This is a genomic window from Paraburkholderia sp. GV068, from assembly GCF_003058125.1.
Classification (GTDB): Bacteria; Pseudomonadota; Gammaproteobacteria; order Burkholderiales; family Burkholderiaceae; genus Paraburkholderia; species Paraburkholderia graminis.
Map to the genome: position 1 here is coordinate 102,059 of NZ_QBUB01000006.1, position 15,651 is coordinate 117,709.

General features: G+C 60.2%; 14 protein-coding genes. 3 read left to right on the top strand and 11 right to left on the bottom strand.

What is annotated here, in order from left to right:
- Nucleotides 1-86 precede the first annotated feature (86 nt).
- Nucleotides 87-1,142, top strand: coding sequence for an LLM class flavin-dependent oxidoreductase (locus C8K18_RS14560; protein ID WP_006050375.1), 1,056 nt, complete (start codon nucleotides 87-89; stop codon nucleotides 1,140-1,142).
- Nucleotides 1,143-1,221: 79 nt separating this feature from the next.
- Here the strand turns inward: C8K18_RS14560 and C8K18_RS14565 are convergent, their stop codons facing one another.
- The 9 genes from C8K18_RS14565 to C8K18_RS14605 all read right to left on the bottom strand — a co-directional run bounded on the left by C8K18_RS14565 (nucleotide 1,222) and on the right by C8K18_RS14605 (nucleotide 11,275).
- A complete protein-coding gene (locus tag C8K18_RS14565; RefSeq protein WP_107708130.1) occupies nucleotides 1,222-2,466 on the bottom strand; it encodes an acyl-CoA dehydrogenase family protein in 1,245 nt (414 codons plus the stop codon).
- A 14-nt stretch (nucleotides 2,467-2,480) separates the two neighbouring features.
- Nucleotides 2,481-3,485 (bottom strand): NrtA/SsuA/CpmA family ABC transporter substrate-binding protein, encoded by a 1,005-nt coding sequence (locus C8K18_RS14570; RefSeq protein WP_107707892.1) that lies wholly within the window; start codon nucleotides 3,483-3,485, stop codon nucleotides 2,481-2,483.
- 33 nt (nucleotides 3,486-3,518) lie between these two features.
- Nucleotides 3,519-4,199 (bottom strand): ABC transporter ATP-binding protein, encoded by a 681-nt coding sequence (locus tag C8K18_RS14575; RefSeq protein ID WP_051153974.1) that lies wholly within the window; start codon nucleotides 4,197-4,199, stop codon nucleotides 3,519-3,521.
- Nucleotides 4,200-4,261: 62 nt separating this feature from the next.
- The gene (locus C8K18_RS14580; RefSeq protein ID WP_044021365.1) at nucleotides 4,262-5,101 is read right to left on the bottom strand and encodes an ABC transporter permease subunit; all 840 of its coding nucleotides are present in this window, start codon (nucleotides 5,099-5,101) and stop codon (nucleotides 4,262-4,264) included.
- 284 nt (nucleotides 5,102-5,385) lie between these two features.
- Nucleotides 5,386-7,473 (bottom strand): haloacid dehalogenase, encoded by a 2,088-nt coding sequence (locus tag C8K18_RS14585; protein ID WP_107707894.1) that lies wholly within the window; start codon nucleotides 7,471-7,473, stop codon nucleotides 5,386-5,388.
- A gap of 122 nt (nucleotides 7,474-7,595) precedes the next feature.
- Nucleotides 7,596-8,048 (bottom strand): hypothetical protein, encoded by a 453-nt coding sequence (locus tag C8K18_RS14590; protein WP_006050381.1) that lies wholly within the window; start codon nucleotides 8,046-8,048, stop codon nucleotides 7,596-7,598.
- Between the two features lie 68 nt (nucleotides 8,049-8,116).
- Complete coding sequence (locus C8K18_RS14595) at nucleotides 8,117-9,163, bottom strand: glycosyltransferase family A protein (RefSeq protein WP_006050382.1); 1,047 nt, start codon at nucleotides 9,161-9,163, stop codon at nucleotides 8,117-8,119.
- A 48-nt stretch (nucleotides 9,164-9,211) separates the two neighbouring features.
- A complete protein-coding gene (locus tag C8K18_RS14600) occupies nucleotides 9,212-10,264 on the bottom strand; it encodes a glycosyltransferase family 2 protein (protein ID WP_107707895.1) in 1,053 nt (350 codons plus the stop codon).
- 558 nt (nucleotides 10,265-10,822) lie between these two features.
- The gene (locus C8K18_RS14605) at nucleotides 10,823-11,275 is read right to left on the bottom strand and encodes a helix-turn-helix domain-containing protein (protein ID WP_029968936.1); all 453 of its coding nucleotides are present in this window, start codon (nucleotides 11,273-11,275) and stop codon (nucleotides 10,823-10,825) included.
- A 148-nt stretch (nucleotides 11,276-11,423) separates the two neighbouring features.
- Between C8K18_RS14605 and C8K18_RS14610 the strand changes: the two genes are divergently transcribed.
- On the top strand, nucleotides 11,424-12,653 hold the full coding sequence (locus C8K18_RS14610) for an MFS transporter (protein WP_107707896.1): 1,230 nt from the start codon (nucleotides 11,424-11,426) through the stop codon (nucleotides 12,651-12,653).
- A gap of 98 nt (nucleotides 12,654-12,751) precedes the next feature.
- Here the strand turns inward: C8K18_RS14610 and C8K18_RS14615 are convergent, their stop codons facing one another.
- Nucleotides 12,752-13,165 (bottom strand): VOC family protein, encoded by a 414-nt coding sequence (locus C8K18_RS14615; protein ID WP_006050386.1) that lies wholly within the window; start codon nucleotides 13,163-13,165, stop codon nucleotides 12,752-12,754.
- Between the two features lie 176 nt (nucleotides 13,166-13,341).
- Nucleotides 13,342-13,917, bottom strand: coding sequence for a TetR/AcrR family transcriptional regulator (locus tag C8K18_RS14620; protein WP_006050387.1), 576 nt, complete (start codon nucleotides 13,915-13,917; stop codon nucleotides 13,342-13,344).
- A gap of 189 nt (nucleotides 13,918-14,106) precedes the next feature.
- On the opposite strand from C8K18_RS14620, the gene C8K18_RS14625 reads away from it, so the two are divergent.
- Complete coding sequence (locus C8K18_RS14625; RefSeq protein ID WP_107707897.1) at nucleotides 14,107-15,516, top strand: amidase; 1,410 nt, start codon at nucleotides 14,107-14,109, stop codon at nucleotides 15,514-15,516.
- Nucleotides 15,517-15,651: the final 135 nt, after the last annotated feature.

Here is a 15,651-nt window from a genome sequence, read left to right on the forward strand (position 1 = left end):
GCATATCGATAGAAATTGGAACGGCGCACGCGTGCGGCCTTTAACATAGGCATCCTTCCTGTTCCGTCCTCGGGGTTACTCGCGCAATGTCCCAACCTCTCCGCTTCGGCGTCTGGGCGCTCGTACATGGCAGCCGTGCGGCGCTGCAGGACCCCGCGGAACCCTACGACGCTTCATGGGCGCGCAACAAGGCTCTCGTGCTGGAAGCCGAGCGTCTCGGCTACGATTCGGTGCTCGTCGCGCAGCACACCATCAATCCGCACGATCCTTCGCTCGACCAGCTCGAGGCGTGGACAGCATCGGCTGCATTGGCGGCGCTGACGTCGCGCATCGAGATCATCGCCGCGATCAAGCCGTATCTGTACCATCCGGCCGTGCTCGCGAAGATGGCGCAGCAAATCGAGCACATCAGCGGCGGACGCTTCGCAATCAATCTCGTGAACGCATGGAATCGCCCCGAACTCGAACGCGCCGGCATCGGCTTTGCGGAACATGACGAACGCTACGCGTACGGCCGCGAATGGATCACCGTCGTCGATGCGTTGCTGCGCGGTGAAGCGCTCACGCATCGCGGCGACAACTTCCGTATCGACGACTATCAGTTGCGTCCGGCCGATCCGTTCCGCGCGCGGCCGCGCATCTATGTCGGCGGAGAGTCGGAGCCTGCGCGTTCGCTGGTGGCCGCGCACGGCGATGTGTGGTTCATCAACGGACAGCCGCATGACGACGTGGCGGCTCTTATCGCCGATGTCTCCGCCCGCCCCCGTCCGGCCGGCCACGATGCGTTGCGCTTCGGCCTGTCGGCGTTCGTGATTGCACGCGAGACGCAGTCCGAGGCCGACGCTCATCTCGAGCACCTGTTCGCGCTGGCCGAACTCGACAAGCCGCTACGGGAACGGCAAAAAGCCAACATCGATCCCAACGCGGTGATGCATCAGACGTTCGCGCGCTCGGCGCGCGTCGGATCGAACGGCGGCACGGCTGCGGGCCTTGTCGGCGATTACGATACGGTCGCGCGGCGCATTGCGGAGTTCCATCGCGCGGGCATCGAACTGTTCATGCTGCAGTTCCAGCCTTTCGAAGCCGACATGGCCCGCTTCGCCGAGGAAGTCATGCCGCGCGTTCGCCGCCTGCTGGACTGAACACAACGCCACCGCCGAAAGTCAAACGCCCGCCCGTCATGTCACATCGTGGCACGCGCGCGGGCGCTTTCATGCACGCCTAGAAAAACGCACCGGTAGGCGGCAACTGACCGGTCAGCAAATTCTGTCCAAGCAAACGCTCCTTATAGAGCCGCGGATTGTGCGAGGCGATGACCTTGATATTGCGCCAGTGCCGGTCGAGCGCGCCGACACGCGAGACGACCGAGCCCGAGCCGAGATCGATCAGCCAGCTTGCGATCTGCGGCGCGAGGTCGTCGATCACGACCTTGGCCTCGGACGCTGCAAAGGTGGCAGCGAGCGTGGCCTCGTATTCGCCGTCCGTGCCGTAAGCGTCCCAGGCGCGCTGCAAGGCAGCCACAGCGCGATCGGCGGTGGCTTCGACGCTCGCCGCATACGCGCGGATTCGGCCGAGTTGCGACTGAAGCACGGGTTCGTCGGCGGGATGCTCGGCTTCGCCGTGATAGAAGTTGCGGCCGCGCGTGCGCAGCACGTCGACGGCGTCCAGCGCAACGCGGCGCACGATACCCGCAATGCAATTGGTCAGATAGACCTGATGGAACGTGAATCCCCACGGCGCGGCGTGTTCGGACGCCGGCGGATCGAGCGGATAAAGATGCGCCGCCGGCACGGTGACGTCGCGAAAGCGGGCCGTGCCCGAGCCGGTCAGCCGCTGGCCGAAACCTTGCCAGTCGTCGTCGTTGTTGACGCCTGCGCTTCGCTCAAGCACATATTGCACGGTTCGCCCCGCGCGGCTCTCCACCGCGAGGCCGACGAACGCGTCGTTGTACAGATTGCCCGTCGCGTACACCTTCTCTCCCGAGCCGACGTACAGGTCGCGCGAAGCGTCCCATTCGAGCCGGCTCAACACTTGAGTCGGACGCGCGCCGGCCGCCTTCACATCGCTTTCGGTAAAGCTCAGGCCGACGGTTTTTTTCTGCGCGCTCAATGCGAGGACGTGTGCATGGAACGGATGATCGCGCTTCCTGAGCGCCGTTTCCACTTGCCACAGATGATTGCGGAATGCATGCGCGATATTCGAATCTGCGGCGGCCACGTCGCGGGCTACGACCAACAATTCGCTGAGCGACACGCCATGCCCTCCTCTATCGGACGGCAGACGCAACGCGCCGAAGCCGATCGCTTTGAGTCTCGCGATCTCGTCGTGCGGCAGACGATGTTCCCGTTCGCGCGCCGCGGCTGTCGCGGCGATGTCGGCAATAATCTCCGCGAAGCCGAGCTTCACGCTCAGCGGCGAAATCCACTGCGTGGACCCCGCTTCCTTGATGTTGCTGGTGTCAGTCATGCGCTCGCCCGTGTTCAAACTCTGATGCTGTAGTCCGCGACCTTGATGCGCGAGTTGATGATCTTGCGCTCCGCGAGCCAGTCGGCGGCGCGCTGAAACTGCGCGATGAAGGCGGCGTCGTCTGCCTCGTGGAACTGGTTCACGCGCTTGAGGCCGGCGAGATAGTCGCGCACCTGATCCGGATACTTGCCCTCGCGCTGCACGAGCTGCTCCGCTTCGACGGAGTGCGACGACTGCCATGTGCCTTCAACGTAATACGCATCGATGACCGCGCGGATCAGCTCGGAGTTCTCTTCGGTGAACTTGCGGCGCGTGACCAGCGAGCTATAGTCGATCAGGAAATCCAGGTCGCGGCCTTCGTTAAATATGTCCTTCGCGTCGTTCGAGAAACGCGCGATGTCCACGCCCGGCGACCACATCGACCAGGCGTCGACCCGGCCTTGCGCGAAAGCCGGTGCGGCGTCGGGCGGATTCAGATAGACGAACTGCACCTTGTCCCGGTCGATGCGATGTTTCTCCAGCGCGGCGATAAGCAGAAATTCGCCGAGTCCGGAGCGGTTGACGGCGACCTTGCGGCCCGCAAGATCCGCAATCGAGTTGATGCCGCTCGACTTCTTCGCGATGATGGAAGTGGAGCGCGGCGAATAGATATCGAACGCATTGAAGACGATCGGCGAGCCGGCCAGCATTGCGGCGAGCGCGGGCGTCGTCGATCCCCAGAAACCGAAGTCCGCGCTGCCGCCGACCACGGCCTGAATCGACGGCGCGTGGTTCGGGAACGGCCCGATCCATTCGACCTTGATGCCTTCGGCCGCGAGCGTCTTTTCGAACACGCCGCGCTGTTTGGCGATGTCGGGCAGGCTGCCGTAGCCCCAGCCGATTCGTACGGTGTCCGTATTACGTGTGAGCTTGCGCGGTTCGGCTGCCTGCGCCGGAACGAGGCCGCCCACGGCAGCGCCGGCCAGCAGGCCGCCCGCCGCGCGCAGCAACTGGCGGCGGCTCAGCAATGAATCATTCATCCTTTGAGATCCTTCGGTTTGACGGGAAACGGGTCAATGAGACTGAACGCCCAGCTCTTCGAGCAGAATGGACCGCAGCGTGCCGGCGTGGTCTTTGGGGCGGAACGAGGCCGCGATGCGGCCTGCGCGCATGACGATGATCCTGTCTGCAAGCGTCAGCGCTTCGTCGACATCGTGAGTGACGATCAGCACGCCTGGCTGGTGGAGCGCGACAAGCTCTTTGACGAGTCCGTGCATCTTGATGCGGGTCAGCGCGTCGAGCGCTGCGAACGGTTCATCGAGCAGCAGCAGCGCCGGATCGGGAACAAGCGCGCGTGCCAGCGCCACGCGCTGAGCCTGGCCGCCCGAGAGGTTGCGCGGCCAGTCGTCCTCACGGCCGGCGAGTCCGACTTCGGCGAGAGCGCGCGCCGCGCCGTCGCGGCCAATCGTCCTTTCGTGACCGAGCGCGACGTTCTCCCACAGCGGCGCCCACGGCAAAAGGCGAGGTTCCTGGAACACGACGGACGGACGTTCCGGCGCGCGAATCGTCCCCGCGTCCGGCTGATCGAGTCCGGCCAACGCGCGCAGCAGCGTCGTCTTGCCGCAACCGCTTTCACCCAGCAGCGCGACGAATTCGCCCTTCTGGATGTCGAGGTCGAGCGAGTCGATCACGACGCGGCTGCCATAGCGTCGCTTTAGTCCACGCACTGAAACGGCCAATGCTTGAGTACCGATGCGTTCGCGTTCGTGTGAAGGCGCTGCCGCAGCGCGATCGCGAGATGGAGCGGTAGGCTGATTCACTTGCGCGCTCCTTTCGTGTAGTTCGCGTGCCACGAGAGGAAGCGGCCTTCGAGCAGACGCACCAGCGCGTCCGCGACGACGCCAATGATCGCGTAAATGATCATCGTGAGGATGATGACGTTCGTATTGAGGAATTCGCGGGCATCCATCGCGAGGAAGCCAATGCCCTTCGTCGTTGCGAGCGTTTCGGCGATGACCAGCGCGAGCCACGCATGCGCGAGCGCGTAGCGCACGCCCGTGAGAATGGACGGCATCGCGCCCGGAAGAATGATTCGCCGCACGATCGCGGCCCGCTCGAGTCCGACCACGCGGCCAAGCTCCATGAGCTTCGGATCGATCTGGCGAATGCCGAGCATCGTGTTGATATAGATCGGAAAGAGTACCGCCAGCGCAACCAGGAAAATCTTCGCGACTTCGCCGACGCCGAACCAGACGATCACGAGCGGCAGCATGGCGAGGAACGGAACCGCACGCACCATCTGAACGGAGCGGTCGAGAAGCGCCTGTGCAAGCGGCGAAAAGCCGACGATGACACCAAGCGCGAGACCGAGCGTTCCGCCGATTACGAACCCGCCCGCGGCGCGCAGCAGCGACACACCGAGATGAACGAAAAGATCGCCGTTACGGGCCAGGTTGACGGCGGTTTCAAGCACGCTGCTCGGAGCAGGCAGCACTTGCGGCGCAATGAATCCGACGCGCGCCGCGGTTTCCCACAGCAGCACGACGACCGCGGGAATTATCCACGAGAGCCAGATGTACAGCGTCGCTTGAGAAACGCCTACGCGGGACGGTTGCGCGGCGACATAGCTGTTGCGGATGGAAGTCAGGTCGGCCATGCGGCGGGAGACGTCATGAGTCATCGGGAAGGATGTGTGGAGATACATCCCGCAGCCTAAGTAAAAACTTTGCTGTTCTCCAACGAATCAATCCTTCTAACGATATGCGCTGCGTATGCAATGTGCACCGGCATGCCGTTATAACGACGAATTCCGTCCGTATTGCGTCACCCTCCCATGCGATGTTGTGTACTTTGAAAACATAACGACGTGTTTAGCACTGCGCCGCCATAGCAAAGCATCGAATATTGTTAGTCGTTTTCTCCTCTTCAGAAGCCGGCGGGCTACAGACGCCTGCGTAACCATCTCGCCACGCTGAGACCGCCCAGCATCATCCCAGCCGTAAGCGGCGGCGCTGCGCGAACCACGCTTGCCTCAGGCCATTCGGAAATCATCGGCTCGCCATCACGCGCTACCAGTCTCGAGATCCACTTGCGCGCGCTGAGCGGCAACGGAGGCGCGACTTGCCCAAACACGTTATGCAACTGATCGCTCGCATGCGGAAACGAGCCTAGCGCGATGGCCTCTTTACGTGACGGCGAGCCTATCACCTGGCTCGTCACGACGGCCGCCCCGCGCGCCAAGCCGTCCATACAATCCAGTATGTCGATTTCAGCCGCCGTCAGGACGGCCAGCACATCATCGACATAAGCGTTGATGACATCCTGTTGGATTTTCAAACCCCATTCCAGCGCCTGCGGATTGTCGCGAGTGAGAAGCTTTGGAAAGACAGAGCCGTCGTCCGCCCGCGTGTATCCGGTCGTCGTGCCATGATCCGCCGCGCACAAGGCTTCGAAAATGGGCGCGCGAATCAGCGGTCTGATAGGCTCTCCCACGGACTCGCTGAGATAGTCATCGAGGCTGCCGCAGTTTTCCGGGCGATGATAGAGGCCAAAGTAAAAGCCCGAGAGGCGTCGGTCGAAGCCTGCTTCCCGGCTGCACGCAACCTTTGCCAGCGAGCGCTGCAAATTTGCGCGCCATCCAATATCGACGACACCGACGTTACCGTCCGCGAAGAATGCGTGCTGCTCCAGATAGTCGAGCAGTAGCCGTCGCGCAGAAGAAGCGGACGCGTTGATCAGATCGCGAACCTGATCGTCGGTCTGGATGTACCGGATCAACTGCTCTACTTCAGCGCGACTCATCGCGGCATGCGGGGAGCGAATACCAAGACGTTCCTGCAAACCGGCGATGGCCGTGTGATTGATATCCAGATCGAATTTTCTGAATACGTCCGCGAGCGAATTGCCTGCCTTGAAACCGAAATGGCTCAGGTCGCCTTCCGATATGTCCAGAACAGCAGGCAAGTGAAGCGATTGCCGCGACACGTGCAGATATCGCAGATCGATCGGCAAGCCGTATGCGCTTACTATCTTTTTCGCAATCGATAAAAGTATCTGGCCGTCACGCGCGAGGAAAAACAATCGATCGACTTTCCTGCGTCTCGCCTCTATGAGAATCCACACGACAAACGCGAGCAGCAACGGACCCACGAAGCCAGCCGATACCTCTGCGAGCGTCTCGTCGTGGTCGCTGATGGGCTTGACGCGCAACCGCGCCGTGCGCGCGCTTCCCGACAGAGCAGACCCAAGCAGCGGCGGCTCGATCGCCGCCTTGTCCAGTTCGCGTTCGAGCCGCCCGGGCGCAGTCTTGAAGAACGGCGCGGCACGACCGCCTACGCGCCATACCTGGAATACATCGGAGAATACGTTGTCTCCGACGTGCAGGTGTTTGACTCCACTGCCTTTCGCATCCGAAAAGAGAGTCCCACTCCTCTTGGTACGACGGTTCTCGCATGAAATGAACAACTGCCCCGGCTGCACGCGCACGCCGCAACCGCTGAGCATGCTTTCCAGATCCGATCGTGAAAAGTAGATATCCGAAATAATTGCCGTTCTTCCCAATGCCGACAAGCGATTGAATATCTCGACCATGCCGGTTATGGGACGTAACAAGCGCTTTTCGAGCGCGACTTCGATGGCCTGCGCCGCACACAGGAATTCGCGTGGCAAATCCACCGACTCTGCGATCTCCGCATAAATGTTGTCGAGCGTCACTTCACGCTCGACACGGGCCTTGCGTGCCCTCCACTCCGCCGATTGCCTGATCGCCATCCATTCGCCCGGCTCGACGACAGAACCAAATTCGCGTTGCAGCCGATATCCCGCCACGAGGAACAGATCGGAGGGTCGCCGCAAGGGCCTTGTTATTAAAGTGTCGAACGCATCGAAAGAGACGAGGCCATCGCCGGTCCAGATTCGCTGTGCATCCAGGTCGTGTAGTGGATTCATCCCCGCAAAAAGTTGCTGGATGCCAGCCGATACAAATCGTTGGTTGATGACGCGTTCGAGAAGGAGGTTCGTCGCATTCATCGGTGCCTTCCGCCTTAAAAGAGAGGGACTACTTTCGACCGCGCCGAGCTTGTCTGCTCGCTCGCCCGGCATGGGTCTTCCGCACGCCGGTTCAACACTAACGATCTAAAAAACGCGCGCCGTCAGCCATGACTCATCAACCATGACTCATCGTCAACGCAAGCGGTTAAAGCTACCCGGTCGCAGATCACGACGATCTCCGCGCCATATGACGGCTCGATCACCAGCAGATTCCAATCCCCACTGGCGATGCTCGTCTCATACCTCGTCATGGAAGGCGAACCAAGCCGGACCTCGGTGCCATCGAGTGAATTCGCCCAGTTGACTTTCGCTGCCAGTTCACCCTCCGCGAATCGATGCCACGAAGATAGCAATACCCTCGACACCACGTTGTGACGAATGATGTCTGCCGCCCTCAGCGCATGTATTCCTTCGCAGGTTATTGCTCGCACGTTGTCGCCCCTCAGCGCGAACGTCGTGCGTAATTCGGACCTGGCGCGATCATGTGTCACGGACAGTAGCTCCGCGTCATGAAAGCTGCGCGCCACGTCTTTCGTCAGTAATTCGTCTTTCATAGCGATCCTCAAAGCCTTGAGGTGTTCACGGTATAAAGCACGGCCGGGTTCTGTGACGCACCTCGCTCCTATAAGTGCGTCGCTCGTGCTTCGCTAACAACGCGAACTCCTTTTTTAGCGGTGTGATTGCGAGCTAACGGGTTGCAAATATAACGGACTGCGTAATCAGCAATAGGTGAATATGGAACGAGACAAAGACTGGAAAGCGCGAGCGTCCCGAGCTTTTTCTTCAGGCTCCAGAATGGATTTGCCACGATCGCATGGAGATAAGCATGCGAATGTTTTAACATCCAGCGCCAGCGGGCCGTCAGCGGCGCGTTGTAGACGCTCGCGCAGAAATACGCCCTTTCAAGCGCGAAATCGTGAAAGTCCCGTGGCAACTGCATGCCCAGGCGGCGCGATGCTATTTCGCGCAGAGTCGCCCACCGCGACGTGAATGCTTTAGGCGCCCTGTCGGTCTGCTCCGAATTAGCAAACGTAGCGCCTCGCGCTCCGCAATACACGCGGTAACCGCCGAGCGACTTTGGAATGCTCAATACTGTTCCAACCAGAGCCGCCCCGTAAATCGCGTAGAAATCCGCGCCATACCGGCTCTTGGCCGTCTCTGGTACGGGGAAGATTTTTCGCAACGCACTGACGCTATACGCGTTGCCGGACGCAGGCGGTGACGGGTACAGCCATCCGTCGAGCAGAGGTTTCAAACAGTCGCCGTCGGCTAACGAGTGAGGTACATAAACTCCCGTACATTTGCTGGTGCAGTCGATCACATCCAGCCGGAACTGCACCTTTGCCACGTTTTCTCTCTCGAAGCTCTGCATCACTTCGGTCACTGCGCCGGGATAGAGTACGTCGTCCGAATCGAGAAACAGAACATAGCCCGTCTTGAGCCGCTGAAGCGCCAGGTTGTAGGCAGAGACCTGCCCGCCGTTGTCCTTGAAAATAGTCGTTATGCGCGTGGCGTAGGCTTGCATGATGGCGCGCGATCCATCCGTCGATCCGTCGTCGATGACGATGACGTGTGTATTCATGTAGTCCTGCGCGAGCGCGGAATCTATTGCCTGTGCCAGATACTCTTCATAGTTGTAGTTGCAGATCACAACGTTCATTTCTTTCATGGTGACTTCCCGGCAAGAGCTCAAGGCGATCTGACCGACCGGATACGTTCAAACGAATCGGCGCCGGATGAGCGATCTTGCAATGTTCATGGGGGCGAGCAACGTGACGATGCTCCATCCCGCAATCAGGCAACGAAACGCGGCTCGCTCGAAGTTCGGGCGAAAGGGAATGGACAATGCGTCGCGCAGGGCGCGCAATCGGCTGTCGCCGGGCAGCGGATGTTTTTCCGGTGTCAGCCGCAAAGAAGCAACTCGCAATTGAAGCAAATGCGGTGCGCAGAACAGCGTGCTAATCGGCGGTGGCGGCCTGCCGGTCATGGCGCAGGCTTTGCACGCGGCATGGTGTCGCTTGAGCGCGCGCGCAATCTCGCGGCCGAAGTTATTCGTGTTCGCGCTCATCGCGCTATCGTTCTCGCCATGCATGCGATAGAGCACCAAAGGCGCGGGAATCGTCTCGACGTCGCCCATATAGGGAGCCATCGCGATGCATGTCGAATCCGTGAACGAATCGCAACTCGCGTCCAGTGGAAAGATCTTTCTGAGGAAGCTGCGCGCCCACGCATTTCCCGAACCGGGCGGCGTGGGATACTCCGACGTCCTGTATGCCCACTGACGGATCGCCTCCGGCGAGAGTCCCGGCGGGACCTTTGGAATCACGTTTCGAATCTTCGGAATGGCGTTGTCATTGTGTATGGGACGCCCGTGTGCGTCGACTCGCTCCATCAATACCTGCACTTTGGTGAGGCCGGTGCGCCACACCGAGGCGATCGAGCGCAGTGCGCCGGGCACCAGAACGTCGTCCGCATCGAGGAAGATCACCACGTCGCCCGAACTCTTCGCGAAACCCACGTTGTTCGCTTCACGCTGACCACCGTTCTCCTTGAAGATGGCCGTAATCACTTCGCCAAACGAGCCAATGACTTCCGCGGAGTTATCGGTCGAGCCGTCGTCGACGACGATGACTTCGACGTGCGGCCAATCCTGCGTCAGCGCGCTTTCCACCGCTTGCCGGAGAAAGCGACCGTAGTTGTAGTTGGCGATCACGACCGAGAAGAACAGCTCGGAATGGTTCGCTGGACATTCGCTGTATCGAACTCTCATCGACTACCTCCAGCCCGCCTGGATGAATACATCCTGAACACATCCGTTTTGCGAAGCCGCTCACGGTACGCTTTTCGTTGATTCAGCCGCCGGCCCGGACGGTAGGTTGCGTTACTTCGCCCGAGCCGGATTCGCGCACCCTGCCCTCGCGCAGCAACAGAGTGCCTGGCGATATTCAAGTTATGCGTTCATATAATCAGTGCAGTCGGCGCGGCCTAAAGTCGAGTAGTAATGTCGCGAATCGCTGAATCGTCGATAATATCGTCGTACGAAATAATCGTATTTAGTCGTCCGTAGATGCGCTTATTCGCACTGCGCTACTCTTCGCACAATCGCTTCGCAGAATGGGAACAGGTTATGCAGACTGCTCTCTGCACTGCGCGAAAGGCGGCGGCTGTTTCGTCGATTGCAGGATGCACGCTGTAAAAAGCCGAGCTGATCGAAGACGTGCCGTTGCCGCCGTAATCGGCCAGTCGTTTATGAATCGAGCGATACGCGTTTCGCGTACATTGGGACGGCGCGGCTAAATTCGCGCTTCGAGAATAACGGCTAGAAACGTTACGGCTGCGCCACCTTTCGGACCGCGCTGGTCGCTGCATTAAGCAAGCGGCCATCGTCGTGCCTCAATGTCTGCTTCTTGATTACGCGTCCCGTCTTGCGGTCCACCAGTACAGAGTGCTTCTCCCCCGGAGCAAACAGATTGGCCTCGCCCCATTGACGCAACATCACAATGACAGGGAAAAGCGCTTCGCCCTTCTTTGTCAGGACGTATTCCTGGTGTCCGGAACCATCCGACGCCGGCACGACCTCGAACACCCCGCTTTCAACGAGCATCTTGAGGCGGTCGGCCAGAATATTGCGGGCGATGCCCAGGCTGGAAACGAACTCACCGAACCGGCTAACGCCGTCGAAGGCGTCTCTAACTATCAGCAGTGCCCACCTGTCTCCCACGATGTCAATCGCCCGGCCAACGGGGCACGATAAATCAACAAGACTTCTCTGTCTGGCCATCTGGCGCTCCTCGATCCCAATGCGAACGTCCGAGCCCGACCGACATTACCGACGGTCGCACGTAAGCTCAATCGTAAGTTGCATTTTAAAACAACTGTCCCTACACTCTTCGTAGTTGCAATTTGAAACTACACAAACCGACTTTTCCATGAGCACGTCCTGTACCCCCGAAGTGCAGCATGATCCGCCCACTGACTCGATAGAGCGCAAAGAAATGCCCACGGGCCTCGTCGCCCTGATGTCGGTGTGTTGTGCGGTGAGCGTTGCCAACGTCTACTACGCCCAGCCGTTGCTCGACGCCATCTCCCACGACTTCCATATTTCTCATTCCGATGTGGGTGGCGTGATAACAGCGACCCAGGTGGGCTGCGCGCTTTCGCTGATGTTTGTCGTGCCGCTCGGCGACCTGATCAACCGCAAGCGGCTTATCGTCTGCCAGCTGGTTTTGCTCGCCATCGCGTGCGTAGCCGTGGCTCTATCAGGATCGCAGCATGCCTTGCTCGCTGGAATGATTGGCGTCGGATTGCTCGGCACGGCAATGACGCAGGTTCTGATCGCATGCGCAGCCGCGCTTGCCAACGAAAGCGAGCGCGGCAGAGTAGTCGGTACGGCACAGGGCGGTGTTGTCGTTGGCTTGCTGATGGCTCGATCGCTCGCCGGCGTCGTGGCAGATGTGGCTGGCTGGCGAGCCGTCTACCTCGTGTCTGCAATTTTCGCTGTCGGCATGCTGATTGTGCTTCTTCTCTTTCTACCGACTCCGCGGCCGTCCCGAGTGCAATTGAGCTACGCCGGCCTGCTGCGTTCGATGATCGAACTCCTGCTGCGTGAGCGCGTACTGCAGGTACGAGGTTTCCTTGGTCTTCTCATGTTCGCAGCATTCAGCATTTTCTGGAGTGCACTTGTTCTACCGCTAAGTGCGCCGCCTCATGCAATGTCACATATGGGCATAGGTGCATTCGGTCTGGTCGGGGCACTCGGCGCAATGGCGGCGGCACGTGCCGGCAGCTTGACCGACCGGGGCCACGGTCAGACCACAACGTGCGTCGCGCTGGTTCTTCTCTGCGCGTCATGGCTACCGATCTCGCTTATCGATAAGTCAGTGATCCTATTAATTGTTGGCGTCATACTTCTTGACATAGGCGGGCAAGCAATACACGTCGTCAACCAGAGCATGATATTCAGCACGCGTCCCGAGGCGCACGCCCGCCTGGTCGGCTGCTACATGCTTTTTTATTCCGCTGGAAGCGGCTTGGGCGCGATATCGTCGACGGTGATTTATTCGCGTGCAGGGTGGCCAGGCGTTTGCGCACTAGGTTTCGTCGTCAGCATGACTGCATTCGCATTCTGGGCAGCGACGGTCCGGCATGCCGGGAGATAAATGCCGCTTGCCGGAACGTCTGTGCCCGTTCCTGTCGAAGCCGGACTGTCGCGGCCTTCGCGACTCGTCGCGAAGGCTCCTGCCCGGCGAAGTACTCGTCAGCCGTGTGGCGGAACCGCCTCGGGATCCATCCACATCACTTCCCAGATATGACCGTCCGGGTCCTCGAAACTGCGACCATACATGAAGCCGAAATCCTGCACAGGCGTAGGGTCTGCCTTGCCGCCCGCCTTACTCGCCTTTTCGACAAGGCTGGATACCTGCTCGCGATCATCCGCAGACAGACAGAGCAGCACCTGCGCGTCGGTGTGCGCATCGACGATCCGCTTGCTGGTGAACTGGCGCCACTTGTCGTGTGTGAGAAGCATCGCGAAAATGGTATCGGAGAGCACCATGCACGCTGCGGTATCGTCACTGAATGCGGGATTATTGACCGCGCCAACTGCCGCGTAGAAGGCTTTCGACCGCTCCAGGTCCGTCACCGGCAGGTTAACGAAGATCATCTTGGTCATCATTTTTCCTTTGAGATCGAGCCGCGGCAGGATTGCCGCCACCATACATACCGACGAATGACATGGAGAAGAATCGACGAAAGCCGCGAAGAATTTTTGAACGCGCAACGCGCGCTCAAAAATAACATGTCCGCTTTCGACGATCTCGCGGATTAGGCCGATGTTGGTCCGACCTCTTACCCTGGCAACAAGCCGACTGCCCTGTAAGTGCCGATCAAGGTGTCGAACAAGGCAATGTCCGCCCGCCCGCGCGCCATCAACTGAGCGCCCGCGACTGCGGCGTAAATCGCGCACGCGCGTTCGCGGCTCCCCTCGCCGGTGACGACGCCAGACGCCTCCAGCGACCGACGGAGCCAGGCCACGTTGACGTCAGCGAAGGCCTGCACTTCCTTTTTGACCGCTTCAGGCAGATCGTCGTATTCCGCGGCCATGAAGCTGCTCAGGCACATGCGGTTGTCGCACTCCAAAGACCGGCGAAACGTCTCCGGGTATCGACGCAAACTGACGAGCGGATCGCCTGACGCCGCCGAGAGTTCTTCCAGCGCAGCGGCCGCGTCCTCGTAGTAGCGTCGCGCGACTGCCGCCGCGAGGTCCGCCTTGCTCGCGAAGTGATGGTAAATGCTGGCAGCTTTAATGCCGACATCCTGCGCCAGGTCCCGAATATTGAGCCCGGTATAGCCGTGCGCCTGCGCCATTCTTGTCGCAGCAGCAAGGATGCGGTCCCCTGAGCCGGTGACGGCTGCAATGGTCACGACAGTCTCCTCAAAAAGTTGTTGACCTGACGCATTGTACCGCCTAAAGTTGCCCCTAACAAACGTTAGGTAGACAACCCACACGTCGCATCGCAAGAGCGGCATTTTTTTGATAATGGTTGCCTAACTACTGTTAGGTAGCCTCATCCGTTCCGACTCAATCCGTCCCACAACCGCCAAGGAAAAACCATGACCTCCGAACTCCTTTACCTCGATGCCACCCGACTGGCCGAACTGATCCGCACACACGAAGTCTCGCCCGTCGAGGTCGTGAAGGCACACCTTGATCGCATCGACGCGGTCGATCCGAAAGTCAATGCAATCGTGACGGTCGCGGACGATGCGCTGGAAGCCGCCAGGGCTGCCGAAACGGCAGTGCTGTCGGGCAAGGCGTTGGGGCCGCTGCACGGAGTGCCCTTCACCGCAAAAGATTCGATCGACACGGCGGGCGTGGCGACGCAACGTGGCTCGCCCATCTTTAAAGGACGCGTTCCTGACGCCGACGCAACTAGCGTGGCCCGGCTGAAAAACGCAGGCGGCATCCTTCTCGCAAAAACGAACTTGCCCGAATTCTCGTACTGGATCGAAAGCGACAATCTGCTCAGTGGCCGATCGAATAATCCGTGGGATCTGGAGCGCACTCCGGGCGGCTCCAGCGGCGGCGAATCGGCGGCCATCGCAGCGGGTATGTCGCCGCTGGGGCTCGGCACCGATCTGGCGATCTCTGTGCGCGGACCCGCTGCGCAGACAGGCATCGTGTCGCTAAAGGCGACTCACGGACGCGTGCCCATGACAGGGATCTGGCCGCGCGCCCCACGCCGCTTCTGGCACGTGGGTCCGATGGCTCGCAGCATCCGCGACCTGGCGCTCGCGTTCTCGCAGTTGTCCGGTCCCGATGGGCACGACGCTTTTTCAAGCAGTACCGTCCCGTTCGATGCCGGCGTGGGCCGCTCACCAGACCGTCCGCTGCGAGTGGGCTGGATGGTTGAACCGGGCTTCGGGCCCGTCGATCCGCAAGTCGCGGCAACGGTGCAGGCGGCGGCGGAAGCGCTCAAAAGTTTGGGGCTAGTGGTGGAGCCTGTACGCATTCCTGCCCTCGAGCGTGACTTCGCTCTCGACGTATTCAACCGCCTGCACGTCATGGAAATGAAGCCGGCCTTTGCGGAAGTGACAGCAGGTCGCGCTGAGGACGAACTCTACAAGATGGCCAAGACGATGCTGGCGCTGCCCGACACTTCGATGAGGGACTACATCGACGCTGAACAGGCGGCCGAGCGTCTGCGAGACGGATACGCCGAATACTTCCGGAATTACGACGCGCTGATTACGCATGTGCTTCCGATCCCGGCTCACAAGCACGGCGTGGACACGTTCTCGATCAACGGCCACACAGTGGATGCCACCTATCTTCAGGGCGCAACTGTGCCGTTGAACGTCACGGGCTTGCCTGGCATCTCGATGCGATTCGGCACGAGCAAGGAGGGCCTGCCGATCAACGTGCAGATTGTCGGGAGTTGGCAGGCTGAGTCAACCATTCTTCACGTTGCGTCACTACTCGAATCGGTCAGCCCGGTGCGCGATCTACGTCCGCATATTTGAGCCTTCAGCTCTGCGCAAACCGGCCATCGCCGCCCTGGATCAAGCGACCAAAGCGGCAAAAGTTTAGACTTCGCATCTGGCCGCAAACATGTACGACGCGCTCGACGGCCCGCAGCAAATCGAGAAATCGGCCTC